Annotated in this window: 27 protein-coding genes and 1 riboswitch; of the genes, 3 read left to right on the top strand and 24 right to left on the bottom strand. The window is 50.7% G+C overall.

Features of this window, described 5'->3' with window-relative positions; genetic code table 11:
* Positions 1-33: 33 nt before the first annotated feature.
* The gene (locus tag CCE92_RS05580; RefSeq protein ID WP_088006537.1) at positions 34-1,524 is read right to left on the bottom strand and encodes a leucyl aminopeptidase; all 1,491 of its coding nucleotides are present in this window, start codon (positions 1,522-1,524) and stop codon (positions 34-36) included.
* A gap of 169 nt (positions 1,525-1,693) precedes the next feature.
* On the opposite strand from CCE92_RS05580, the gene CCE92_RS05575 reads away from it, so the two are divergent.
* Positions 1,694-2,167, top strand: a complete 474-nt coding sequence (locus CCE92_RS05575) for a divergent PAP2 family protein (protein WP_088006536.1) — start codon at positions 1,694-1,696, stop codon at positions 2,165-2,167.
* Positions 2,168-2,210: 43 nt separating this feature from the next.
* On the opposite strand, the gene CCE92_RS05570 is transcribed toward CCE92_RS05575, so the two are convergent.
* From CCE92_RS05570 to CCE92_RS05550, 6 genes are all read right to left on the bottom strand, one after another.
* Positions 2,211-2,540, bottom strand: coding sequence for a YuiB family protein (locus CCE92_RS05570; protein WP_088006535.1), 330 nt, complete (start codon positions 2,538-2,540; stop codon positions 2,211-2,213).
* A 135-nt stretch (positions 2,541-2,675) separates the two neighbouring features.
* The gene (locus tag CCE92_RS15935; RefSeq protein ID WP_162287816.1) at positions 2,676-2,798 is read right to left on the bottom strand and encodes a YuiA family protein; all 123 of its coding nucleotides are present in this window, start codon (positions 2,796-2,798) and stop codon (positions 2,676-2,678) included.
* Positions 2,799-2,934: 136 nt separating this feature from the next.
* Positions 2,935-3,435: an NUDIX domain-containing protein gene (locus tag CCE92_RS05565; protein WP_241535886.1), complete on the bottom strand. Its 501-nt coding sequence runs from the start codon at positions 3,433-3,435 to the stop codon at positions 2,935-2,937.
* Between the two features lie 57 nt (positions 3,436-3,492).
* Entirely contained in the window at positions 3,493-4,710 is a 1,218-nt protein-coding gene (locus CCE92_RS05560; protein ID WP_088006533.1) for an NAD(P)/FAD-dependent oxidoreductase, read from the bottom strand.
* A 184-nt stretch (positions 4,711-4,894) separates the two neighbouring features.
* Positions 4,895-5,257, bottom strand: coding sequence for a HesB/IscA family protein (locus tag CCE92_RS05555; RefSeq protein ID WP_088006532.1), 363 nt, complete (start codon positions 5,255-5,257; stop codon positions 4,895-4,897).
* Between the two features lie 178 nt (positions 5,258-5,435).
* Positions 5,436-5,672 (bottom strand): NifU family protein, encoded by a 237-nt coding sequence (locus CCE92_RS05550; RefSeq protein WP_088006531.1) that lies wholly within the window; start codon positions 5,670-5,672, stop codon positions 5,436-5,438.
* Between the two features lie 82 nt (positions 5,673-5,754).
* Between CCE92_RS05550 and CCE92_RS05545 the strand changes: the two genes are divergently transcribed.
* Positions 5,755-6,078 carry a YuzD family protein gene (locus tag CCE92_RS05545; RefSeq protein ID WP_088006530.1) on the top strand — a complete coding sequence of 108 codons (324 nt, stop codon included), beginning with the start codon at positions 5,755-5,757 and terminating at the stop codon, positions 6,076-6,078.
* 26 nt (positions 6,079-6,104) lie between these two features.
* Here the strand turns inward: CCE92_RS05545 and CCE92_RS05540 are convergent, their stop codons facing one another.
* Positions 6,105-7,172, bottom strand: a complete 1,068-nt coding sequence (locus tag CCE92_RS05540) for an NAD(P)/FAD-dependent oxidoreductase (RefSeq protein ID WP_088006529.1) — start codon at positions 7,170-7,172, stop codon at positions 6,105-6,107.
* A gap of 159 nt (positions 7,173-7,331) precedes the next feature.
* Between CCE92_RS05540 and CCE92_RS05535 the strand changes: the two genes are divergently transcribed.
* On the top strand, positions 7,332-7,568 hold the full coding sequence (locus CCE92_RS05535; RefSeq protein ID WP_088006528.1) for a YuzB family protein: 237 nt from the start codon (positions 7,332-7,334) through the stop codon (positions 7,566-7,568).
* Positions 7,569-7,577: 9 nt separating this feature from the next.
* Here CCE92_RS05535 and CCE92_RS05530 read toward each other — a convergent pair whose 3' ends face one another.
* From CCE92_RS05530 to CCE92_RS05460, 16 genes are all read right to left on the bottom strand, one after another.
* Positions 7,578-8,354: a TIGR01457 family HAD-type hydrolase gene (locus CCE92_RS05530; protein WP_088006527.1), complete on the bottom strand. Its 777-nt coding sequence runs from the start codon at positions 8,352-8,354 to the stop codon at positions 7,578-7,580.
* Positions 8,351-8,851: a DUF86 domain-containing protein gene (locus CCE92_RS05525; protein ID WP_338152462.1), complete on the bottom strand. Its 501-nt coding sequence runs from the start codon at positions 8,849-8,851 to the stop codon at positions 8,351-8,353. Before CCE92_RS05525 ends, CCE92_RS05530 begins: the two co-directional genes overlap by 4 nt.
* Before the next feature lie 43 nt (positions 8,852-8,894).
* The gene (locus tag CCE92_RS05520; RefSeq protein WP_088006526.1) at positions 8,895-9,212 is read right to left on the bottom strand and encodes a YutD family protein; all 318 of its coding nucleotides are present in this window, start codon (positions 9,210-9,212) and stop codon (positions 8,895-8,897) included.
* A gap of 124 nt (positions 9,213-9,336) precedes the next feature.
* Positions 9,337-9,441 carry a methionine/alanine import family NSS transporter small subunit gene (locus CCE92_RS05515; protein ID WP_088006525.1) on the bottom strand — a complete coding sequence of 35 codons (105 nt, stop codon included), beginning with the start codon at positions 9,439-9,441 and terminating at the stop codon, positions 9,337-9,339.
* A 15-nt stretch (positions 9,442-9,456) separates the two neighbouring features.
* Entirely contained in the window at positions 9,457-10,974 is a 1,518-nt protein-coding gene (locus CCE92_RS05510; protein ID WP_088006524.1) for a sodium-dependent transporter, read from the bottom strand.
* A 205-nt stretch (positions 10,975-11,179) separates the two neighbouring features.
* Positions 11,180-12,757 carry a Na+/H+ antiporter NhaC family protein gene (locus CCE92_RS05505; protein ID WP_088006523.1) on the bottom strand — a complete coding sequence of 526 codons (1,578 nt, stop codon included), beginning with the start codon at positions 12,755-12,757 and terminating at the stop codon, positions 11,180-11,182.
* A 113-nt stretch (positions 12,758-12,870) separates the two neighbouring features.
* Positions 12,871-13,054: riboswitch (Lysine riboswitch) on the bottom strand.
* Between the two features lie 54 nt (positions 13,055-13,108).
* Complete coding sequence (locus tag CCE92_RS05500) at positions 13,109-14,455, bottom strand: bifunctional metallophosphatase/5'-nucleotidase (protein ID WP_338152461.1); 1,347 nt, start codon at positions 14,453-14,455, stop codon at positions 13,109-13,111.
* Positions 14,452-15,255 carry a sulfite exporter TauE/SafE family protein gene (locus CCE92_RS05495; protein ID WP_088006522.1) on the bottom strand — a complete coding sequence of 268 codons (804 nt, stop codon included), beginning with the start codon at positions 15,253-15,255 and terminating at the stop codon, positions 14,452-14,454. The genes CCE92_RS05500 and CCE92_RS05495 overlap by 4 nt, the downstream gene beginning before the upstream one ends.
* Positions 15,255-16,118, bottom strand: a complete 864-nt coding sequence (locus CCE92_RS05490) for a DUF72 domain-containing protein (protein WP_088006521.1) — start codon at positions 16,116-16,118, stop codon at positions 15,255-15,257. The genes CCE92_RS05495 and CCE92_RS05490 overlap by 1 nt, the downstream gene beginning before the upstream one ends.
* Before the next feature lie 142 nt (positions 16,119-16,260).
* Entirely contained in the window at positions 16,261-17,658 is a 1,398-nt protein-coding gene (sufB, locus tag CCE92_RS05485) for a Fe-S cluster assembly protein SufB (protein ID WP_088006520.1), read from the bottom strand.
* Between the two features lie 19 nt (positions 17,659-17,677).
* Entirely contained in the window at positions 17,678-18,109 is a 432-nt protein-coding gene (gene sufU / locus CCE92_RS05480) for a Fe-S cluster assembly sulfur transfer protein SufU (RefSeq protein ID WP_088006519.1), read from the bottom strand.
* A complete protein-coding gene (locus CCE92_RS05475; RefSeq protein ID WP_088006518.1) occupies positions 18,099-19,328 on the bottom strand; it encodes a cysteine desulfurase in 1,230 nt (409 codons plus the stop codon). Before CCE92_RS05475 ends, sufU begins: the two co-directional genes overlap by 11 nt.
* Complete coding sequence (gene sufD / locus CCE92_RS05470) at positions 19,328-20,632, bottom strand: Fe-S cluster assembly protein SufD (protein WP_088006568.1); 1,305 nt, start codon at positions 20,630-20,632, stop codon at positions 19,328-19,330. Before sufD ends, CCE92_RS05475 begins: the two co-directional genes overlap by 1 nt.
* A 20-nt stretch (positions 20,633-20,652) precedes the next feature.
* Entirely contained in the window at positions 20,653-21,429 is a 777-nt protein-coding gene (gene sufC, locus CCE92_RS05465) for a Fe-S cluster assembly ATPase SufC (RefSeq protein WP_088006517.1), read from the bottom strand.
* Positions 21,430-21,691: 262 nt separating this feature from the next.
* Positions 21,692-21,856, bottom strand: coding sequence for a YuzK family famiily protein (locus CCE92_RS16035; RefSeq protein ID WP_164474940.1), 165 nt, complete (start codon positions 21,854-21,856; stop codon positions 21,692-21,694).
* Positions 21,857-22,056: 200 nt separating this feature from the next.
* Positions 22,057-22,629, bottom strand: coding sequence for a hypothetical protein (locus CCE92_RS05460; protein ID WP_088006516.1), 573 nt, complete (start codon positions 22,627-22,629; stop codon positions 22,057-22,059).
* Between the last annotated feature and the right edge of the window lie 87 nt (positions 22,630-22,716).

Below are 22,716 nucleotides of genomic sequence, written 5' to 3'. Positions count from 1 at the left end.
CCTTTCGGGATTCCGCCTGCTTCTTTTTAACTGTTATTTGCTCTCCAGCTGCTCGACGAGCATCGCCAGCGTGCGCACCATCACACCGGTTCCGCCTTTCGGACCGAAATCATAGGCAGCCGGCGCATTTGAAGTGCCTGCAATATCCAAGTGGATCCACGGTGTCTCCCCGACAAACTCCCCGACGAAACCGCCGCCGAAAATCATATGGCCGTCTCTGCCCGGTGAATTGTTTAAATCAGCCACATCACTTTTCCTCAGCCGCTTTTTATCATTTTCCGTGAGCGGCAGCCGCCAGACAAATTCCCCTGATTCCTTCGATGCATTCAGGAAGGTTTCAAAAAATTCTTCATCGTTCGTCAGTACACCGGTTTTATCCATCCCCAATGCGACGATGACTCCGCCGGTCAGCGTGGCGACATCAATCAGCCGGGTTGCTCCCAGCCGTTTGGCATACGTAACAGCGTCTGCAAGCACAAGCCGCCCTTCAGCGTCCGTATTCAGCACTTCGATCGTTTTGCCGCTCAGGGAAGTGATGACGTCATCCGGCTTAAACGCATTGCCCGATACCATATTATCTGTCGCGCCGATGACCGCCATTACGTTTTTGTTCGGCCTCAGCTCGCCGATGATGCGCATCGCCCCCAGCACTGCTGCGGCACCGCCCATATCGCCTTTCATTCCCACGATCCCATCTTTCGGCTTCAGCGAATAGCCGCCGGTATCGAACGTGACGCCTTTACCGACAAGCGCAAGTGGATCGCTGAAGTCTTCGGTCGCTTTGTACTTTAGGACAATCAGCCGCGGTTCTTCCGAGGACCCTTGATTCACTGCAAGAATAGCGCCCATCCCGAGCTCTTCCATTTGAGCTTTTCCGAGGATTTCAGTTTCGAAGCCATATTCTTGGGCAAGTTCTTCCGCGTATTCCGCCATCCGCACTGCTGTCAGCACATTGGCCGGCATGTTCACGAGCGTCCGGGCTTCATTCACTGAATAGCCGAATGCTCTCCCGATTTCAGCAGCCGCGGTTGCATCTTCCGAATCTTCAGCTGTAAAAAGAAGCAGTTCATCCAAAAATGGGGCGGATTCGCGCTGATCGGTTTTCATCCCGGGGTATTCGTAACTTCCCAGTACAAGGCCTTCTGCTGTCAAATAAGCGGCATCTTCCGCAGAGATGCCAGCCGCTGTGAACGAATCGATATCGACCGCCACCGTTGCTGCACCTTCTTTTCGCAGCTTCTTCCCAGCCAGACCGAATGCTTCACGGAGCGTGTCTTCCTCCAGATCTGCGCGGTCACCAAGACCGATGAATAAAACTGAAGGGATACCGCCGGACAGCGCAGGCAACTGAGTGAGTTCTTTTTGTTCTGTCTTGATCGCCTTGCCCAGCCATCCTGCAAGACGGCCGTCAAAACGGCGGTCCAGTTCTTTCCTTCCCGTTGAATTCAGCGAATTCTTGTCGACGCCTGAAATCAGGATATCCGCCTTCAATGTTTCCAATTCAGTTACTCCGTGTATCTTCAAATTATCTTTCCTCCTGTTCAACAGATTCCTTTTAAGTTTATCATTCCGCCGGCTTTCCTTAAAGTTCGTGCCGCGAAGTTTCTGCTGTATTCATTATTGTCCGTTACCTATCTGTGATATACTGGCGGTAATTCGCTAATTCAACAGATTGAGAGGTTGTTTACTGATAATGGAGCTTTTGTCGAATTCCCCTCTGTGGCTTGCCTTTTTCGCCATCTTTTTCGCCCAGTTCATTAAAATCCCCATTTATTGGATGGTGACACGTGAACTGAACTGGTCGCTGTTCACTTCTACGGGCGGTATGCCGAGTTCCCACTCAGCTGCTGTTACGGCGCTTACTACCGCTGTCGCTTTCGAACACGGGACAGGTTCGACATTGTTCGCTGTAGCCGCTGTGTTTGCCGTCATCGTCATGTTCGATGCCACGGGTGTGCGTTTTCAGGCGGGGCAACAGGCAATCATTATCAACCAGCTGCGGGCCGATGTCCAGCTGTTCCTGAAAGAAAGCAGAAACTGGTCACAGAAGAAAGAAGAAGAAAAGATCATTGAATTGAAAACCCTTTTAGGGCATCTTCCCAGCGAAGTTTTTATGGGTGCACTGACCGGCATCCTTATATCCGTCACTTTTTATTTAGTGAACTGAAAAAATCCTTGCAGGAAATTCCCGCAAGGATTCCGGAGCGCCATCAAAACATGCGATAGCCCATTTTCCTTAAAATTCTCATGACAATGCCGGCAGTGACCGCACCGGCAAAACCGGCCGTCAGGATCGCGATATCGGCGGGCGCAAGTGAGGCTGCCCGATCACCGAGCAAACTGAACGACCTGCCAGAATCAGTGATATAATCAAAGAAGCCCACTTCATCAATAATCAGCAGCACCACCACCGGATAAACGATTGCCATAAACCACGTCACCCGCAGCAGCATATTCAGCAAAAAGCCGATTCCAAAGAACATTACAAAAAACAGCAGCATCGAAATAATGAGCTGCACAAGTGAAAAAGATCCTTCCATCCCATTCAACCTCCGTCATTTCCTTCATCAGTTTAACCGATTAACGGAAACCTTTCAATGAACCGGATGGCAGTTCACAGCTTTGCCATGAATAAGGAAAACCGGTCCTGACTTCAGGACCGGTTTCTCTGACATTTATTTTTTTCCTGATCCCGAGCAGCATGTGCAGGTTTCCGACCCCCCGAGCCGAAGCTGGAAATATCCTTTTCCTGAACAATATGGACAATCGTTGGCTGATACCTTCTTTTTGAAATTCATCTAAATCTCTCCTCTTTTTGTTTATAATTTTCTGATAATATATCACGCGACATTCTCCACCTGCAACCGAAAAAACCTGCTATGAAAACGAATACATAGCAGGTTTTCTTCATTATTCTCTCTAATCCTTTGTTTTTCAGATTGTTTTGAAAAATAGTTTATAAGCCGAATAACCAAATACTTCTCCCGGATCTTTTCCTTCGATGATCGGGTACCCGCTGCCAAGCTCATAACCGGCCATTTCCGTCAGCATTACGGACGCATCCGGATCTTCGACGATTTCACGGGGCGTCAGCCATTTCGCTTCTGCTATTTCTTTGGCCTGCGCCCGCAGCGTCTGTGCCGCACGGATTGGACGGAGTGAAAAGACCGCCATGTTATCACTGATTTCCCCGCGGATTACGCCGGACCGGAAACCGATCATACCCGTGACCGCACATTCCAATCCCGTCTCCTCTCTGACTTCCCGGAGAACGGCACTGTCCACCGTCTCATTGTGCTTAACAAAGCCTGCCGGCAATGACCATTTTCCCTTAAGGCCGCTGTAGCGTTTTTTTACGACCAGCCATCTTCCGTTTTCGTCTACCGCAAGACCGGCAACGCCCAGCCAGACGTTCCCTCGCTTATTTTCCGCCACTTGATCCACCTCCCTAGTACGCAAAAAGGCTCCCTGTCCGGGAGCCCGCATTTATGATTAAAAAACGTTCAGTTTTCCTTTTCTCATGACCAGTCCTGCCCCGCCGATCATGTAAAGGGCGCGGTTATCAATCATTTTCTTCAGGAAAGCCGCTTTTTTTCCAGTCACTTTCCGGTCGAAAGCGACACCGATAGCATCGTGTTCGCCGAGAGAGCAGACAGTGCCCTTCAGGGACGGGTGGAATTCATGCGTTTCCTGGCCGCGGGAAAGCGCGGCGATGTTCTTTGCACATTGCTCTGCCTGCTGGAGAGCTATTTGCGCTGTCGGTGGATATGGGCGGTTGATTTCTTCGTTGATCATCAAAGCACAGTCTCCGACGATGAATACATCCGGGTATCCGGGAGCACGGAGATCTTTGTCGACTTTCACCCGGGCGCGGTTGCTTTCAATCGGAGTTTCTTCAATCAAGCGGTTGCCGCGGATTCCGGCAGCCCACACCACAGTCCCTGCCTTGATGAATTCGGTCTCATCGTCGCCCTTCTTGATCATGACACCTTCAGGAGTGGCCTCGACGACCGGTGTGCCGATCGAGAATTCGATTCCCCGCTCTTTCAGCTGGCCGACTGCGTATTTCACGAGTTCTTCATCAAATCCTGGAAGTACCATCGGCGCTGCTTCCACACAAAGAATCCGGACTTTTTCTCTCGGAATATCGAATTCTTTGCACAGCTCTGGAATCCGGTTTGCCAATTCTCCAAGAAACTCGATGCCCGTAAATCCGGCGCCGCCGACTACGATCGTCAGCCGGCTGTCGTCCTTCACTTCTTCCGCTGACCAGACAGCGAATTGGTAATCGATGTGTTCACGGATGTACGTAGCCGCTCTGACATTGGCAATGGAAAGCGCGTATTTATCCAGTCCTGGGATGCCGAATGTCTCTCCTTCGAATCCAAGGGCGACGACGAGGTAATCATAGCTGAAGTCGCCCGCATCGGTCGCTACGCGCTTGCTGTCCACGTCAATTCCTTCAACAGTCGCTTTAACGAATTTCACTTTCACGCTATCGATGATGTTTTTAATATCGTAGCGCACCTCTTCCGGAAGAAGCGTTCCTGCTGCCGCTTCGTGGAGCCATGTTGTCTCGTAATGGTATTCATTATTATTGATGAGCGTAATGTCCGCTTCATCAGTCCCGAATTCCTTTTGAAGCTCAACAACGGTCTTCAATCCGCCGTAGCCAGCTCCAAGCACTAAGATTGACGGTCTTTTTAGCACAAGCGCAACCACCTTTAAGTTGATTTTAAATTCCGGAACAGTACGTTCCCGATTTGTCGTCTTTTGTTATTTTGACGATTTTCCCACCTTCTATATTAGCCCTTTTGACAGGTGATTTCAATAAATTGTTGGCCGGGGCGAATCGTCGGAATAAAACAAAAAACCGGCCGGAGCCGGTTTGGAATCAACAATTTTCAGGTGTCCCCTTTTTCGTTGCTGTACGGAAACTCGTTCCGCAGCCACAGGAAGCGATTGCATTCGGGTTATCGATGGTGAACCCGCCGCCCATAAGAGACTGTTTGTAATCAATGACAGTACCATTGAGGATGCCCGCATCGTCCTTCGCAATCAGGATCTGAAGATCATGCTGCTGATAAAGGTCATCATCCTGCCCTTGTTCTTTTTCGAACCCCATGCCGTACGTCAGTCCGCTGCATCCGCCGCCTTTGACAGCGACCCGGAGAAAGGAACCTTCTTCTCCGTTATTTTCAATCATTTCCTTGATCCGATAAGAAGCCGCTTCTGTAATTTCAACGATTTGTGTCACGTTTATCACTCCTCTTGAAATGTATCATAACAAGTCAGCGGGCACTTTTTCAAGAACCTGCTCCCGGATCTTTCCATTTTCCTGATTCCACGCCGCTTCTGTTGTGTCCATCCTTTATTCATAAAAAAAGCTGTCCTGGAACGTCATTTGCCATGACCATCCGGGACAGCTTCTTCCATTAAAATACTTGTTCCACTTCCACGACACCCGGTACTTCCTCCAGGAGTGCACGTTCAATGCCGGCTTTCAGCGTGATCGTCGAGCTCGGGCAGCTGCCGCAGGCTCCCAGGAGGCGAAGGCGAACAATGCCATCCTCTACATCCACAAGTTCGCAGTCGCCGCCATCCCGCAAAAGGAATGGACGCAATTTATCTAATACTTCCTGTACGTGGTCTTCCATCATTGCTTCGGTCATTCTTATCGACTCCTTTCATTATAATCATTATAATGTGATTAAGTGAAAAAATCCATTCTATTATCCGAAGGAGCTGCAAAAAATGACAAAAGAAATATCAATCGAAGTTTACGGAGCCGAAACAGTGTGCGCCAGCTGTGTGAATGCACCTTCTTCAATCGATACGTATGAATGGCTGCAGGCGGCAATTGCACGCAAGTATCCGAATCAGCCATTTTCAATTGAGTATATCGATATTGAGAAACCGCAGCAGGAGGAGCGGAAACAGGAAATCATCCGCCAAATACTGGACGATGAATTTTTCTACCCGCTTGTGCTTATCGAAAACGAAGTGGCAGGGGAAGGATATGTCCGCTTAAAGCCGGTGTGTCAGGAACTTGAGAAACATGGGTTCCAGCCGGCGTGACCTTCCTTCAAGCGGACATGCACCTGTCAGCCATTATGCCATTTGTACATCCACAGGACGCCTGACTTGAGCAGCCGGGCCACCCGTCCGGTGACTGTCCGGTCTGCAAGATAAGCGAACCCCTGCTTTTTACCGAGAGAACCGAGGAAACCTTTCAGCTTGATTTCCGGCATGTTCTCCGGAAGCGGTTCGCCTTCCCAAACCATTTTCAATACCTTGACGATCTGCTCCGCCTGCTCTTCCGCGAGCTGTGCTGAAGGGGCGAACGGGAGTGCGGCACAGTCACCGACAACATAGACGGAACTGTACTGCGGGAGCTGATGGTATTGGTTCACGACAAGACGGCCGCCTTTATCCGATTCGGTATCCATCGATCGGACGGCGCTTACCGGCTGGATGCCCGCGGTCCAGACGACCGCGTCCACCGGAATCGTCTCCTCATGGTTATACAGCAATTCGGGCTCGACTTTTGTAATATTCGAATTCGCCACCACGTCGACGTGGTTGTTTTCGAACCACTTCTGCACAAAATCGCTCATCCGTTCCGGAAAATCCCGCAGAATCCGCGGACTCCGGTCAAACAGCTTAATTGCCAGGTCCGGCCGGCTCTCTCTCAGTTCGCTGGCAAGTTCGATCCCGCTCAGACCGGCTCCGACGACCCCCACAGTAGCGCCTGACGGAAGACCCAGCAGTGTCTGATACGTTTTCCTGGAATTGCCGATCGTCTGGATGCTATGCGTGTACTCCGCCGCTCCAGGCACGCCGTGGTACTTGTCTTCACATCCCAATCCGATCACCAGATCGTCAAAGTCCACGATCCGGCCGCCATCCAGCAGGACTTGCTTATCTTCCGGCCGGATTTCCGTCACTTCGCCATTCACGATGTTCAGCCGGTCGTGTTCAGGAAAAGGGACACGGATTTCGTGGTCCGATGCAGTGCCGGCTGCAAGCGCATAAAATTCTGTTTTCATGCTGTGGAATGGTGTCCGATCCACTAACGTGATTTCAACATCTGAAGGAAGGCTGTTCGGCAACAGGCGCAGCAGAATCCGCATGTTGCCGTATCCGCCGCCCAGCAGTACTAATTTTCTCATAAAATTCTCCTCTTAATTCAGTGCTTGGTCGAAACATGGAATAGTGTTCCCACTCTTGAGTATATCTGATTGTGATAGCTTTCACAATATGCGCCCGGATCAATCAGTTGACGTTCGCATGGAAAAGAGGTAGCATGTCGATGGAACGAGGTGATTTGCGTGAATCCGATTGTTGAGTTTTGCATGAGCAACCTGGCAAACGGCTCTCAGCAGGCATTTGAACAACTTGAAAAAGACCCCGATCTCGACGTCATCGAATATGGGTGCCAGAGCTACTGTACGCAGTGTGCCACCTCTCTCTATGCGCTCGTGAACGGAGAAATTGTCGATGCTGATTCTCCGGAAGAACTGGTCCGGAAAGTCTATGAATTCATAGAGGAAAACCCTCTTTTTTAAGCCGCTGCTTCAGCGGCTTTTTATTTTTGGCCACTCCAGCAAGTTCTCAAGAAGGTAAGTCGGCGGCGGAGACATCTTTGCCGCTTCCGATGCCGGAGTCACACCCGTGTTTACATGGACCGTATCCGCACCTACCCGGATGCCGGCCAGAATATCCGTCTCGTAATTATCCCCGATCATGACCAGCTCTTCATTTTTGATTCCCCATTCTTCCATGATCGTTTCAAGCATGTGCTTCTCGGGTTTTCCGATAAACAGTGGCTGAACGCCTGTAGAAACGGCTACAAGCTTCGTGAAGGCCCCGTTTCCGGGCAGCATCCCTCTTTCGGAGGGGTAAGCCAGATCTTGATTGGTGGAGATAAAGACGGCTCCTTTCCGGACTTCCAGACAGGCAGTGGCCAATTTATCAAAATTGACGTCCGGATCCATTCCCATCAAAACGATATCCGCATTTTCGTCCGTCCGCTGAACCCCTTCTTTGTCCAGCGCTTCCCGGAGTCCGTCAGAACCGATCATGAATACGCTTTTTCCCGGATAGTTCCTGCGGATGTACTTAGCTGCCGCCACAGCAGAGGAAATGATCCGGTTTTCATCGGCTCTGATACCGAATTTCCGGATTTTCTCCGATTGCTGCTGCTGAGTCCGGGAGGCATTGTTGGTGACGAAGAAAGGCTCGATGCCTGCTTCCTGCAGCATGGAGACGAATTCCTTCGCCCCTTCAATGCCTTCATTCCCTCTGTACACAGTCCCGTCCAGATCGAGGCAATAAGCCCGGTAATCATTCATTCTGATTGCTCCGGTGAAAACGCCGACACAGGTCCTAACTCATCCGTCAAATAAGTCCGGACGGCCGGGCTGAACTGATTCAGTGATTCAAAAGCGTCTGACAATGTCCAGGTGATCACCTCATGATCAGCTGATGCAAATTCACGGACAAGAAGCGCCCGGATCTTAATGACCCGGATGAGCGGACCGTGCATCTCTTCTGTAATCACCCGCTCATCAAGCAGAATATCCAATATATCTTCGTAACTTCCCGGATCGCGCATAATAAACCCGTCGATCATGGCATTGCCGATATCGATGATGCATTCAATCACGTTATGGGCAAGCCGTTCCAGTGCCAATTCCTCGACCGGTCCTTCCCACTTCTCTTTTTTTCCATACAGGTCCAGCAGTTCCTCCATATATGAGAGGACCGATCCGATTTTTTTCCGGTCGACAAAATACATGGCTTCTTCCTCCAAATCTTCTGATGGCAAATTGATTTTATCCGTGTCCATCATATCACATTCGCTGCACAGACCGGCAAAAAACCGCAGCGGTTCAGTTCTCCGCTGCGGTCTTCTGATTTTCCGGTTCCTGCTCTGCTTTCCCTGACTTCTTAAGCACAAAATAAGCACAGCCAAAGTTACAGTATTCATACAAGTAATCCTGCAATGTACTGATTTTTGTATCATATGCCGATTTCGGGCTGTTGTCTTCGAAAAAGCCTTTCAGCCGAAGCTGTCCATAACCCCAATCACCAAGAATATAATCATACTTCAGCAGTATTTCACTGAAGCGGTCCCGAAGTACTTCTTCATTGAAGCCTTCCCGGTACTCTTCGACTATTTCATACTGCCAGCCATCGAGAATGATCATTCGGTTCACCATCCGTCTGCTGTCCGCTCATTTTTATTCGGGCAGCCTGATGTCAATTTATCACAAAGCCGCGTCCCGGACAACCGGAAGCAAAAACGCCTTCCCCTGAAGGAAGGCGCTTGAATCAGCTCTGCTTTGATTTTGAAACTGCGCTGATGATACTCGCAGCGAGACCGCCCCAAATAATGAGAATCCCGATGATCATCATGATAATAGCACTGCCTGTCATGTCTGGAACCTCCTTTTATTCTTCAGTGAATTCCGCATGATCGCGGTGCCATTTGCCAAGGGAGAAGATGATCCCAAGAACGAGTGCGCCGATGGCTACCAGCCAGCCCGACCAGAAAATGAAGCTGTTGGTATAGCCTTCGTAGTTTCCGGTTTCCGTATCGAACTGCTGAAGCAGGTTTTCGGTGAACAGACCGAACATCATGTAACCGAGAACAATCGGTGTGACGACGCTCAGACAAATCTTCCACCAGTTTCCAAGGCGGATATCCGAAACGAGATTGGCGTGTCCCTGAAGATCCGACAGTTTCCGGAAGGCCCATGCTACGAGGACAACCTCGATGAGTCCGATTAGCGCGATACCGAACTGATTGATAAAATAGTCTGTGACGTCGAGGAAGTAAAGGCCTCCGTTTGTCGAGAACAAAATGGAAATGACAGCTGCCAGTCCGCCAGCGATGGCGACAGCTTTTCTGCGTGAAGTCCCGAATTTCTCTGAAAAACCGGCGACATAAGTCTCCGTGATCGAAATGAGGGATGTAAGCCCTGCAAGTGTCAGCGACAGGAAGAACAAAGCACCGAACAGACCGTTCAGTCCCGGGAATTCATTGATGATCTGCGGGAAGACGACGAATGCCAGTCCGACTCCTGCAGTCGCTACTTCCGAAACATCGACACCGCTCTGCACAGCCATGTAGCCGAGTGCCGCGAAAACGCCGATACCGGCAAGGAGTTCGAAGCTTGAGTTCGCAAACCCTGTGATGAACGCGTTATTCGTGATATCCGATTTCTTCGGCAGGTAACTTGAATACGTGATCATGATGGCGAATGCGATGGACAGACTGAAGAAGATATGCCCATACGCCGCAACCCATACAGTCGGATTCATAATTTCCTCGAAATTCGGCTCGAAGAAAGCTGTGAGTCCGGCGCCAGCTCCAGGCAATGTAACCGCCCGGATGACGATGATCAGGAAAATGACGACGAGTGTCGGAATGAAAATCCGGTTCGCCAGTTCGATCCCTTTCTGGACCCCGGCGAGCAGAATGCCGAGCGAGATGATCCAGACAAGCACGAGCGGAATGAATACGCCCCACACGATTCCGCCGACTTCTCCCGGGGTTTCAGCGAGCTGCAGGAAATCCCCGAAAAGGAACGCTTGCGTATCCTCTCCCCATCCGAGATTGAATGAAAAAAGCGTATAACGCATCGACCAGGCGATGATGACAGCGTAGTATGTAGAAATGACAAATGATACGAGTATTTGCCACCAGCCGAGCCACTCCGCTTTTTTCCCTTCGAATCGGAAGAACGTGAGAGGAGCTGATCCCCTGAATCGGTGCCCCAATGTGAACTCCATGATCAGGATGGGAATCCCTGCTGTCAGCAAGGCGAACAAATACGGTATAAAGAATGCGCCCCCACCGTTTTCATAGGCCACATACGGAAAACGCCAGATGTTTCCGAGCCCGACAGCCGAACCGACAGCTGCCAGGATAAAACCGGCTCTCGTTCCCCATTGTGAACGTGCCATACTTTTTCCCCCTTCTTTGTTCCTATCTCTCCCCAAAGAGTAATAGGAAGTTTGTTTAAATTCAGATTATTTGACTAATCTAAAGTCAGTATAACGATGCTTCTAAATAAAGTAAAGGTCCTTTTTTGCAGTTTCACAAACTATAACAGGAATAAGAAAAAACCTCCGCAAAACGTGATAACCGCTTGCGGAGGTTTGCATTTTTTTAACTTGTTTGTTCGCTTAACGAAAGTCTTGCAGTTCTGCGGGACCAGAGGAAAAACAGTCCGGCCAGCAGGAGAATGACCGCAATCAGCGATACGGTGAGAGAGCCCGTCAGACCGATGACGAGGAATCCCGCTGCGGCTACCGCGGCTGCAGTCAACGCGTACGGAAGCTGCGTCACGACATGGTCGATATGGTTGCTGCCCGCCCCTGTCGAAGACAGGATCGTCGTATCGGAAATCGGGGAGCAGTGGTCCCCGAATACGGCGCCCGCCAAAACTGCCGAGAGGGCCGGCAGCAAGAGTTCCGGTGCCGTGCCGATCATGATTTCTCCGGCAACGGGCAAGAGAATTCCGAATGACCCCCATGACGTCCCTGTAGCAAATGCCATTCCTCCCGCCAGGACGAACAGGATGACCGGCAGCAGCCCGGCCGGAAGATCGGTGGCAGCCACTACACCCGAAAGGTATTCGCCCGTCTGCAGGGCGCCGATCAAGTACACCAATGCCCATGCAAGAATCAGGATCGCCACAGCGGTCCACATTGAACGGATCCCTGCAATGATTCCTTTACCGATCCATCCGAAGCTCGCTTCGCTGTTGCGGCCGATTTGAGCGGCATACAGCCCGATCGCAGTCACGGCGCCTGCAATTCCTCCTGCAAGCAAAGAAGCCGGAACGTCCGTATTCTCGAACATCGCCCAAATATCCAGCGTCTGACCGGCATTTTGATAACCGGTCCACAGCATGGCTGTGACAGTTCCTGCAACAAGGAGAATGATTGGAAGCAGAAGGTCCCGTACTTTTCCGTGGCCGTGTTCAGGGAATTCCTCTTTCAGTTCGCCGGGAATCGGCTTCTCCGGATCATACAGCTGCCCCTGGTGGATTGCCCGCACTTCATGTTTTTTCATTTCCCCGAGATCCGCATCTGTGAACGCGCTGAAGAAAACGATTGCGAGCGCAGCAATGACGTAGAAATTCATCGGCGCCATCCAGAGGAATGCTTCGAGAGCGGAATATCCGAGCAGTGTCTGTCCGGCAAGTATCGTGCCGACCATGCCGATGATGACTGCTCCCCAGCTTGATACGGGAGATACGACACAGACCGGTGCAGCGGTGGAATCGATATAATAAGCAAGCTTCGCCCGGGAAACGTTATACCGGTCGGTGATCGGCCGGGAAACCTGGCCGACCGCCAAGGCATTGAAGTAGTCGTCGATGAAGATCAGGATTCCGAGAAATACCGTCAGCAGTTTTGCTCCGCGTCTCGACTTCACTCGGCGGGATGCCCAGTCAGCAAAAGCGCGGCTTCCTCCTGACAGACTGACAAAAGCGGTGATGATGCCGAGCAGCAGCAGGAACAGTATGATGAAGACGTTATAGGCATTGAATCCGCCATCCCAGAATGTCACCGCAAAAGAGTTCCAGAGCGCCTTGGCGGACGCTGCCGGAGAGAAAGATTCCAGAATGAGGGCTGCGGCCAGAATGCCTGTCCCTAGCGAGAGCAGCACCCGCCGGGTCAGCAGGACCATCGCGATGGCCAGCACCGGCGGCAGTATTGAGAATAAGGTGTTTTCCATGAATTAAACCTCCTGTACGTTATTAAATGGGCGAATATGGAAACAAAAAGAGCCGGCTGATTCCAAATGGGAGTCAGTCGGCTCTTCAGTATACCGGCGTGCTGTCCGCAGCCGGTTTCCGTAGCTCTCCATACAAGCGGTGTGCCTGCATGACAGTTCCATCCTTGTTCAGGATGGCCCCAGCCCGGTCTCTGGTGACTCCAGACGACCGGCTTCGGCAAAATCCCCTTTCCCGCACGTTCAACGTTGTCATCCTCACGCGCGGTACTGATAAATTTTGCAGCCTCTACCCATCAGTATTTAATTCATAAAAATCTTACCAGCTCACCGCTGATAAATCAAGCCCTGACATTAATAGCGCTGTTTAAAATACCTGGCGAACACATCACGCAGAAATTCTGGCATGAAATAGGTCTTCTGAGCCCGCTTCAAAGAAGGGAAGAAATGGCCGAACGTGAACATATCCAGTGTGATCAGACGGTACATCCGCTCATTATCCGCCTCTTCCCCATTCACTTTCAGCACATGGTTTTCCATTTTGAGGCCGCCGTGTATTATTTTCCCCATCACACTCCCTCTGAATCCGAGGCCTTTCAGCTGAATTTCCGGCCATTCGCTGTTCAGGGACTGGAGAAAAATCTCACGGAGCTCTGCGCCTGTAAGTTCAATTAAGCACGGGTTGATGGGATGCGGAAGCATTTGGTGGAAATCGAATCGGGTCACGTTTCCGGCAGGCAGGTCTTTTAAAAAGATGCCGGCATTGAACAGCACACATTCCGCCCCGGAAAAAGAGAGGAGCGCTGCCGAAAATTCATCCGCAAGTTCAGAATCGGCGAACCATTCCGCTTTCAGTGGGCGCGAATTCCGGAAAACCGGCTCACTCAGCAATTCCTTCCCCCGTTTCATCAGTTGCCGATTAAACTCCGGATTCGGTTCAGGGAGGCTGGAAGTTTCGATCAGTTCAGCTTTACTTTTCTGTTCCAAGCCTCCAATCGTGATATGACCGATGTAACTTCCGAATTTACCGGCTGCTCCCAGCAAAATCCCGTTAATCTCTTTTCCTTCATGAAAAATGTGGTGAGTATGGGCGCCGAGGATAATGTCGATATCCCGGCTTTCCTCGGCAAGCAGTTCATCTTCCCGGATTCCGAGATGGGATAAGCAAATGACGAGATCCGTCTCCGTCTTGATGGACGCAGCGGTCTCGATGAGTGTTTCTCTGCCGTACGTCACTTCCCAGCCGAGCCGTTCGTAAAATGGTGTGAATTCTGCTGTCGCACCGATCAGCCCGATGCGCGTTCCGCTCGGTGTGGTCATGATATGATACGGTTTCGCCCATGACGGCCGGGTTCCGTCTTCTGCAAACAAGTTCCCGACAACCACTTCGAAGTCGGCCTGGGTGTACAGGTCTTCGAGCTCTTCTTTCGTCAGAGTGATGCCTTCGTTGTTGCCGATGGTGACAGCATCATATTCGGTGTCGTTCAGAAGCTCTATATTTCCGCGTCCTGCCGTCGCTTCGGTATACGGATGTGAACGGTCGATATGGTCGCCGACATCGAGCACAAGGCACGCTTCCCCCGCTTCTTCATGCCAGCGCTTGCGTTCCTTGAGGAATGCATGAATACTGGGCCAATGCTCGAAATGGCTATGCAGGTCGTTTGTATGATAAATGTGTATAGTCTCTCGCAAGAAAATCACCAAATCCCTTCGAAAATGGACCGGATTCCTAAAATGAGCAGCACGATCCGGAGTATGGTCACAAGCACATCGGAATTTAGCCGCTTATTCAGGGAGGCGCCGATTTTTGCTCCTGCATAGGCGCCCGGCACAGCGGCCGCCGCATACAGCCAAGGCACATTGCCGAGTGAAATATGCGTAATGGAATTGACGATGGCTGACAAGAACACCATCAGCATCGACGTCCCGACCGCCACATGCGGCGGAAACAGGAACAGAAGGATCATTGCGGGGACCAGGATGGAACCTCCCCCAATTCCGAACAGACCCGATGCAAATCCGATTCCGAACGTCAGCAGCAGAGCGAACCAGACCGGATATCCATATGTATACGTCTTTCCCTGCGGATCGGTAAACGATCGTTTCTGCCCGCGCCTGACGAACCATCCGACCGGCTGCAGACGCCCCCTGAGCAGCAGGAGCGCGGACAGCACGACCAGCAGGATTCCAAAGTAAAGGTTGAAAGCCGGCAGCTCCAAGCTTTTGTTGACGAAAGCCCCCAAAACCGTACCCGGGGCGCTTCCTGCAAAGAAAATGAAGCCGCTCCGGTAATCAACCGTTTTCACTTTTATATACGACAGCACAGATGATAATCCGGTGAAAATCATGGCAATGACGGACAGACCGACCACACGCTGGGGAGACAGTTCCGGAAAAAAAGCCAGAAGGGACGGCACGAGAATCACACCGCCCCCCAGCCCGATCAGTGCGCCGACAATACCCGATAACAGGCCGATCAGCGCAAGCAGGCCATATTCCATCAGTCTTCTCCCTCGAACAAATCGATCTGCTTCGGCGCTAGGCCGGTATGACTGATATCATTCAGCTTCTGAAAAAGTTTCGCGTTGGCTGCTGCGTGCCCCCCTGAATTATTATTGAAAATCAAGTAGACCAGCTCTGCCTGTTCTTCCAAGTGATCGGTTTCGCCACTTAATTCTTTCAGTTCTTCTTCTGAATAGTCGTATAGGTAGCGGACTTCACGCCATTTCTCATTGCTTCCGCCCGTTTTTCGCCAGCCGGCCGTATTGCGTCCATGGAGACGGACAAGAACTTTATCTTCCCGTGTAGCGACCGGAACGAACGGAATCGATCCTTCACCCGCCTGCGGTTCATCACAGACAGAGTGGATCAGTCCATTTTCCCGCAGAAAACCAAGTGTCTTTTCACGATACTCGGGGGAATACCAGGATTGGTGGCGGAATTCGATCGCCACATCAAATCCTCTCAATCTCTCTGCCGCATCCCGGATTTCCGCCACATTTTCCCTCCTGCAGTCGAACCAGGGCGGATATTGGAGCAGGATCATGGCAAGTTTACCGGCTTCCTGCATCGGTCCCATGGAAAGACGGAAAGCCTGGAACATGTCTTCCCGGGAATCGAATGGTATTTTCCCGCGCTGATGGCCGGTCATTCCTTGGTAAGCTTTAACAACGAATTGGAATTGTTCCGGAGTTTCACCCAGCCACTTCCGGATGTTGCGTTCCGGCTGCACCGCATAAAAAGTTGAATCGAGTTCTACAATCGGAAAATGGGTGCTGTAATCTTTCAGCTTATCCGTTTTTTTGGATTCGGGGCTGTATACATCCGGATGATCGCCCCATCCGGTCAGTCCTGTATAGATCATTTTTCAGCCTCCTGCTCTTGACAGTTCTATCATAGCATACCGCGGCACTCTCAGCCTTAGAGCCGCTTTGTTCTGTTTTCCCATGTATGGACGAACAAAAACCCGGCGCGCGGCCGGGTTTTTGGGTTCCTAGTATAAGCGATTATCCGATGGATCCTTCCATCTCGAACTTGATGAGGCGGTTCATTTCGACCGCATACTCCATCGGCAGTTCTTTTGTGAAAGGTTCAATGAAGCCCATGACGATCATTTCCGTCGCCTCTTCTTCGGAAATCCCGCGGCTCATGAGATAGAACAGCTGCTCTTCAGAGACTTTCGAAACTTTCGCTTCGTGCTCGAGAGAGACATTGTCATTCAAAATCTCGTTGTATGGAATCGTATCGGATGTCGACTGATTATCCATGATCAGCGTATCGCACTCAATGTTCGATCGTGCGCCGTCAGCTTTCCGGCCAAAATGGACGATTCCCCGGTACGATACCTTCCCGCCTTGCTTGGAAATCGATTTAGAGACGATCGTAGACGACGTATTCGGCGCCAGGTGGATCATTTTCGCGCCGGCATCCTGGTGCTGGCCTTTACCAGCGATTGCGATCGACAGCGTCATACCGCGAGCGCCTTCGCCCTTCAAGAACACAGCCGGATACTTCATGGTCAGTTTCGACCCGATGTTTCCGTCGATCCACTCCATTGTCGCATTCGCTTCGCACGTCGCACGTTTTGTCACGAGATTGTAAACGTTATTCGCCCAGTTCTGGATAGTGGTATAGCGGCAGTAAGCGTCTTTCTTGATGATGATTTCAACGACCGCACTGTGGAGCGAGTTGGTGGTGTAGACAGGAGCTGTACAGCCTTCTACATAATGCACGCTCGCACCTTCATCAACGATGATGAGTGTACGCTCGAACTGCCCCATGTTCTCGGAGTTGATGCGGAAATAAGCCTGAAGCGGCGTTTCCACTTTCACACCGGGCGGGACATAGATAAATGAACCGCCGGACCACACCGCCGTGTTAAGCGCAGCGAATTTGTTATCCGCAGCCGGAATGACAGTGCCCCAGTATTCTTTGAACAGGTCTTCGTTTTCACGGAGCGCCGTATCGGTATCTTTGAAGACGATGCCCATTTCCTCAAGGTCTTCCTTCATGTTGTGATATACAACTTCCGACTCGTACTGAGCGGATACACCAGCCAAATACTTCTGCTCCGCTTCCGGGATGCCAAGCTTATCGAATGTCTGCTTGATTTCCTCCGGCACTTCATCCCATGAGCGCTGCGTCTGTTCGGAAGGTTTCACGTAATACGTGATTTCATCGAAATTCAGTCCGTTCAAGTCGCCGCCCCATTGAGGCATCGGCATGGAATAAAACAGGTCGAGCGCCTTGAGACGCGATTTCAGCATCCATTCCGGCTCATTTTTCATCCGTGAAATTTCCTCGACAATTTCCTTTGTCAGTCCGCGTTCTGAACGGAAGATGGAAACGTCTTTATCGTGGAAACCGTATTTGTAATCGCCGATCTCCGGCATTTTTTTAGCCATGATCGTTCCTCCATTCGTTTTATGGGTTCTGTACGCCTTTCTCCATCGCTTTCCAGGCTAATGTCGCACATTTGATGCGTGCCGGGAATTGGGAAACCCCTGACAGGGCTTCGATATCCCCCAAATCGATGGAGTCGTCATAATCTTTTCCGAGCATCATGTCCGAGAAGATTTCTGACAGTTTCAGCGCCTCAGCCACTTCTTTCCCTTTGACCGCCTGTGTCATCATGGAAGCCGAAGCCATGGAAATCGAACAGCCTTCGCCATCGAATTTCGCATCTTTCACTTTTCCTTCTTCCACTTGCATCGTGAGATGGATCCGGTCTCCGCACGTCGGATTATTCATCTCGACTGTAATTCCGCCATCTTCAATGCTTCCTTTATTACGCGGCGTTTTATAATGATCCATGATCACACTCCGATAAAGCTGATCGAGGTTATTAAAAGACATCGCTGAAATACTCCTTTGCTGTCCGCAAGCCCTCTGTCAGCCGGTCCACGTCTTCCAGACTGTTGTAGAGATAGAAGCTTGCGCGTGCTGTCGCTGTGACATCCAGCCACTTCATGAGCGGCTGCGCACAGTGATGGCCCGCCCGGACGGCGATTCCATTCATATCAAGAACGGTCGCCACATCATGGGGATGGACTTCCGACAGATTGAATGTCACCACTCCGGCCCGCTTCAACGGGTCAGCCGGTCCGTATATGGTCAAGCCGTCGATTTCACTCAGCCGTTCCATGGCGTAAGCCGCCATCTCGTGCTCGTGCTGCTCGATGTTCTCAAGCCCGATTTCATTCAGGAAATCAATGGCCGCACCGAGGCCGACCGCCCCTGCGATAATCGGCGTACCGCCTTCGAACTTCCAAGGGAGCTCTTTCCAGGTGGAATCATACAGCCCGACAAAGTCGATCATTTCGCCGCCGAACTCGACCGGTTCCATCGCTTCCAGAAGGTCTTTTTTGCCATACAGGACGCCGATCCCTGTCGGACCGCACATTTTATGACCGGAAAAAGCGAAGAAGTCACAGTCGAGCGCCTGGACATCCACTTTCAGGTGAGGCGCGGCCTGCGCTCCGTCCACGACCATGATCGCCCCATTGTCGTGAGCGATTTTTGTCACTTCACGGATCGGGTTCATCGTTCCAAGTACATTCGATACATACATCATGGAAACGATTTTCGTATTCTCAGTGACGGCAGCGCGGACGTTTTCCAAAGAAATGGTCCCGTCATCTTCCAAGTCGATATATTTCAGCACCGCTCCCCGTTCCTTAGCCAGCTGCTGCCAAGGGATGATATTGGAGTGGTGTTCCATATAAGTGATGACGATCTCGTCGCCTGCCTGAATATTCATGCGTCCGTATCCTGATGCGACTGTATTGATGGCTGTGGTCGTCCCCCGCATGAAAATCACTTCTTCAGTCGAAGCGGCGTTTATGAATTTCCGCACTTTTTCCCGTGCGCCTTCATAGCTCTCTGTCGCCCGGTTCCCGAGGGTATGGACGCCTCTGTGGACATTCGAGTTATCGAGTTCGTAATATGCTTTCAGCGCTTCGATCACTTGCACAGGTTTCTGTGAAGTCGCTGCACTGTCGAGATACACGAGCGGATTTCCGTTGATTTCCTGGTCCAGGATCGGGAAATATTTTTTCAGTTCCTGACTGATCATTAGCGGACTTTCCTTTCGATGACCTCCGTCAGCTGCTTTTTGACGCCTTCGATCGGCATGACATTCACGACCGGCGCCAAGAAACCATGGATGACGAGGCGTTCTGCTTCCTGTCTTGAAATCCCGCGGCTCATCAAATAATAAAGCTGCAGCGGATCCACCCGTCCGACAGAAGCTGCGTGACCGGCCGTCACATCATCTTCATCGATCAGCAGAATCGGATTGGCATCGCCGCGCGCGCGTTCACTCAGCATCAAGACCCGCGACTCCTGTTCAGCATTGGCTTTCGTAGCGCCATGTTCGATCTTACCGATTCCATTGAAAATCGATGATGAAGAATCTTTCATGACCCCGTGTTTCAAAATCTGTCCATCGGAGTTCTTGCCCCAGTGGATGACTTGCGTCGTGAAATTCTGTTTCTGGTTTCCGCGGCCGACCACTACCGACTTCGTATCGCCGACGGAATTGTCACCGACCAGCAGGGTGGTGTTCTCTGAAATCGTGTCGCTGTCACTCATCAGACCGAGCGCCCATTCAATGGAAGCATCCCGTCTGGCAAGGCCTCGCCGGTTTACATAGGATGTGAAGCCTTCAGCCAGGACATCGACCGCTCCGTATGTCACTTTCGCGTTATCTTCCGCAATGACTTCCGTTATGATGTTTGCCAGCCCCTTCGCATGGGGAACAGTGGAAATATAATTTTCAACATATGTCACCTGGCTGTTTCTGTCAGCCGCCAAAAGGACATGGTTGAAAAGCGACGCTTCTTCATTATCATGCAGGAAAACGACCTGCACCGGATCTTCGATCACGACATTCTTCGGCACGTAAAGGAATACTCCGCCGTTGAGAAGTGCCGCATGCAGTGCTGTCAGCTTGTGTTCATCCCGTTTGACGCCTTCCGACATAAAGTACTTCTCCACGAGTTCACTGTGTTCCCGGACTGCAGTGAAGATATCTGTCAGAATGACCCCTTTTCCGGAAAGCTCTTCGGACAGTTTCGTGAAGGCAGGTGTGTTGTTCCGCTGGATGTAGACGTTTTTCTGTTCCGTGCCGACGAGTGCCTTCACTTCTGCAGGAAGGTCCTCCAAGGAAGCGAAAGGCTCGCTTTCTGTATTGTGGACCGGAAAGTCCGTGAAATTCCAGTTTGCAATCTTTGTTTTATCCGGCTTTGGAAGCGGAAGCTCCTCTGCAGCTGCGAGCGCATTTACACGGAGTTCCGTGAACCAGTCCGGCTCATTATTTGAAGCCGAGAAAGACCGTACGTCCTGCTCGGTCATTTTTGAATTCGTTTCGACAGTCACCATTCGTCTCTCCCCTCCGTTTATGCTTGACCTACTGTTTCATCTTCGATGCCGAGTTCTTCTTTGATCCAGTCATATCCTTCGCTTTCAAGTTTCTGGGCAAGTTCAGGTCCGCCAGACTTTACGACACGGCCCTGCATCATGACATGGACATGGTCCGGCGTGATGTAGTTCAGGAGCCGCTGATAATGAGTGATGATCAGGCAGCCGAAGTTCTCGCTGCGCATTTCGTTAATGCCTTTCGAAACCACTTTAAGTGCATCGATGTCGAGTCCGGAGTCGATTTCATCGAGAATCGCGAATTTCGGCTGGATCATCATCAGCTGGAGGATTTCATTCCGTTTTTTCTCCCCGCCGGAAAACCCTTCGTTCAAGTAGCGCTGCGCCATCTCCTGATCCATTTCCAGCAGGTCCATTTTTTTGTCCAGATCCCGGATGAATTTCATAAGCGGGATTTCATCGCCTTCTTCACGGCGGGAATTGATCGCAGAACGGAGGAAGTCAGCATTGGTGACGCCAGTGATTTCGCTTGGGTATTGCATAGCGAGGAACAATCCGGCTTGTGCGCGTTCATCCACTTCCATCTCGAGGACGTCTTCACCGTCTAGCGTCACTGTGCCTGAAGTCACTTCATATTTCGGATGCCCCATGATCGCTGAAGCAAGGGTCGATTTCCCGGTACCGTTCGGCCCCATGATGGCATGAATTTCATCTGTATTGATCGTCAGGTTTACACCTTTTAAAATTTCTTTTCCTTCAATTTCAACGTGCAGGTCCTTGATAACCAAACTTGACATATTTAACCCTCCAATAAATGTATGTTGAACGGAAATCCATTCTAAATTAGTATCATTCTAATCTTAACCGAAACACCATTCAGTAGCAAATCTTTGAGACATGTAAAAAGCGGCGGGAAATCTCGCTAAAAAGCCGATTTCCCGCCGCTGGTATCATTTACTGAGTAAAGCTCTAAAAAGATTTACTTTTCAATCATTTTATCCAATTGAGAATAAGGGCATATGAAAACCAGCACTGAAATCGCGCTGGTTTGGCAAGTCATTATCCGATGTCGTTCCGATGGATCTGCCTTTCCAGATTAGAGACGATTCGCTGCTCCTTGTTGTAGTCGCGCTCTCTCCGTTTCTCCACTTCAATGAGGAGCTCAGGGTCCTGTTTGTATTCGTTCATGCCGAAGCCATGTTTGTCCCTAAATGCCTGCTCCATCCTCTCTGTGCCATCATGTGAAGAACTGATAATGAATCATCCCTTTCGCTTCTTTTCGATATTTTAAAAATCTTACACCTCGATTATACCCTTCTTTGGCGGAAATAAACGAAATCTTTCCAATTTCATTCTTTTTACCTACGGATCCATTTCAAAAGAGCAAACAAAAAAGCCTGACTGAGTCAGGCTTTTTCGCTGGATCATCCGGCAACTTCGTTCATGAGGCTCGATGCTGCAAGACCGTATCCTTCCAGAATGCCGTTGAGGATTTCATCGGCTTCGGCAAAACGGGCATCCGCTTCTTCGAACGTCGTTTCACCGGCTCTGATCGCTTCCGCTTTCATTGTGTAAGCTTCCTGGATTGCAGTGAGAGCTTCTTCGATTTCAGCCTGGTTATCAGCCAGCGCTTCCGGAATCTCGATTGCTTCTACCGCTGCGGCTGCTTCTTCCGCAGAAACTGCTGCCGGTTCACGGAGCGCTTCCACTTCTTCAGCCGGAACTTCAGGATCCGCTGCAGCTGCTTCAAAAGCGTTCAGATCGGCATCCGCTGCATTGATCGTCTGGGAAACCGTCAAGTAGAACTGGACGAATTCAGAAGCTCCCTCTTCACTTGCAGCTTCTTCTTCAACCGGCTCTTCTTCTACTGGTTCTTCTTCGACCACTTCTTCTTCGACCGGCTCTTCTTCAACTACCTCTTCTTCGACCGGCTCTTCTTCTGCACAAGCCCCAAGTACCAGAGAGGCTGCAAAACTTACTGCCAACAGTTTCTTCATGATGACTCCTCCTAACTCTTTAGTACTACATCGTACCCATACTATCACAGCCATTTCCAAGAGTACAGTTTTGAGCAAATTGAAAGA

This window comes from Indiicoccus explosivorum (assembly GCF_002167005.1).
Lineage (GTDB): Bacteria > Bacillota > Bacilli > Bacillales_A > Planococcaceae > Indiicoccus > Indiicoccus explosivorum.
The sequence above is the reverse complement of the archived record's forward strand: the minus strand, read 5'-3'. Positions and strand labels throughout refer to the sequence as shown.

What these genes read in the sequence shown, in the direction of transcription:
- CCE92_RS05475 (WP_088006518.1), bottom strand. Translation starts at nt 19,328, where the DNA reads ATGATCAGTCAGGAACTGAAAAAATATTTCCCGATCCTGGACCAGGAA.
- CCE92_RS05550 (WP_088006531.1), bottom strand. Translation starts at nt 5,672, where the DNA reads ATGACCGAAGCAATGATGGAAGACCACGTACAGGAAGTATTAGATAAA.
- sufC (WP_088006517.1), bottom strand. Translation starts at nt 21,429, where the DNA reads ATGTCAAGTTTGGTTATCAAGGACCTGCACGTTGAAATTGAAGGAAAA.
- CCE92_RS16035 (WP_164474940.1), bottom strand. Translation starts at nt 21,856, where the DNA reads ATGGAGCAGGCATTTAGGGACAAACATGGCTTCGGCATGAACGAATAC.
- CCE92_RS05460 (WP_088006516.1), bottom strand. Translation starts at nt 22,629, where the DNA reads ATGAAGAAACTGTTGGCAGTAAGTTTTGCAGCCTCTCTGGTACTTGGG.
- CCE92_RS05520 (WP_088006526.1), bottom strand. Translation starts at nt 9,212, where the DNA reads ATGATCATTCTCGATGGCTGGCAGTATGAAATAGTCGAAGAGTACCGG.
- CCE92_RS05530 (WP_088006527.1), bottom strand. Translation starts at nt 8,354, where the DNA reads ATGAATGATTACCGGGCTTATTGCCTCGATCTGGACGGGACTGTGTAC.
- CCE92_RS05570 (WP_088006535.1), bottom strand. Translation starts at nt 2,540, where the DNA reads ATGGAAGGATCTTTTTCACTTGTGCAGCTCATTATTTCGATGCTGCTG.
- CCE92_RS05545 (WP_088006530.1), top strand. Translation starts at nt 5,755, where the DNA reads ATGACAAAAGAAATATCAATCGAAGTTTACGGAGCCGAAACAGTGTGC.
- CCE92_RS05510 (WP_088006524.1), bottom strand. Translation starts at nt 10,974, where the DNA reads ATGGCACGTTCACAATGGGGAACGAGAGCCGGTTTTATCCTGGCAGCT.
- CCE92_RS05490 (WP_088006521.1), bottom strand. Translation starts at nt 16,118, where the DNA reads ATGATCTATACAGGACTGACCGGATGGGGCGATCATCCGGATGTATAC.
- CCE92_RS05495 (WP_088006522.1), bottom strand. Translation starts at nt 15,255, where the DNA reads ATGGAATATGGCCTGCTTGCGCTGATCGGCCTGTTATCGGGTATTGTC.
- CCE92_RS05505 (WP_088006523.1), bottom strand. Translation starts at nt 12,757, where the DNA reads ATGGAAAACACCTTATTCTCAATACTGCCGCCGGTGCTGGCCATCGCG.
- CCE92_RS05575 (WP_088006536.1), top strand. Translation starts at nt 1,694, where the DNA reads ATGGAGCTTTTGTCGAATTCCCCTCTGTGGCTTGCCTTTTTCGCCATC.
- CCE92_RS05540 (WP_088006529.1), bottom strand. Translation starts at nt 7,172, where the DNA reads ATGAGAAAATTAGTACTGCTGGGCGGCGGATACGGCAACATGCGGATT.
- CCE92_RS15935 (WP_162287816.1), bottom strand. Translation starts at nt 2,798, where the DNA reads ATGAATTTCAAAAAGAAGGTATCAGCCAACGATTGTCCATATTGTTCA.
- CCE92_RS05515 (WP_088006525.1), bottom strand. Translation starts at nt 9,441, where the DNA reads ATGACAGGCAGTGCTATTATCATGATGATCATCGGGATTCTCATTATT.
- sufB (WP_088006520.1), bottom strand. Translation starts at nt 17,658, where the DNA reads ATGGCTAAAAAAATGCCGGAGATCGGCGATTACAAATACGGTTTCCAC.
- sufU (WP_088006519.1), bottom strand. Translation starts at nt 18,109, where the DNA reads ATGTCTTTTAATAACCTCGATCAGCTTTATCGGAGTGTGATCATGGAT.
- CCE92_RS05525 (WP_338152462.1), bottom strand. Translation starts at nt 8,851, where the DNA reads ATGGACACGGATAAAATCAATTTGCCATCAGAAGATTTGGAGGAAGAA.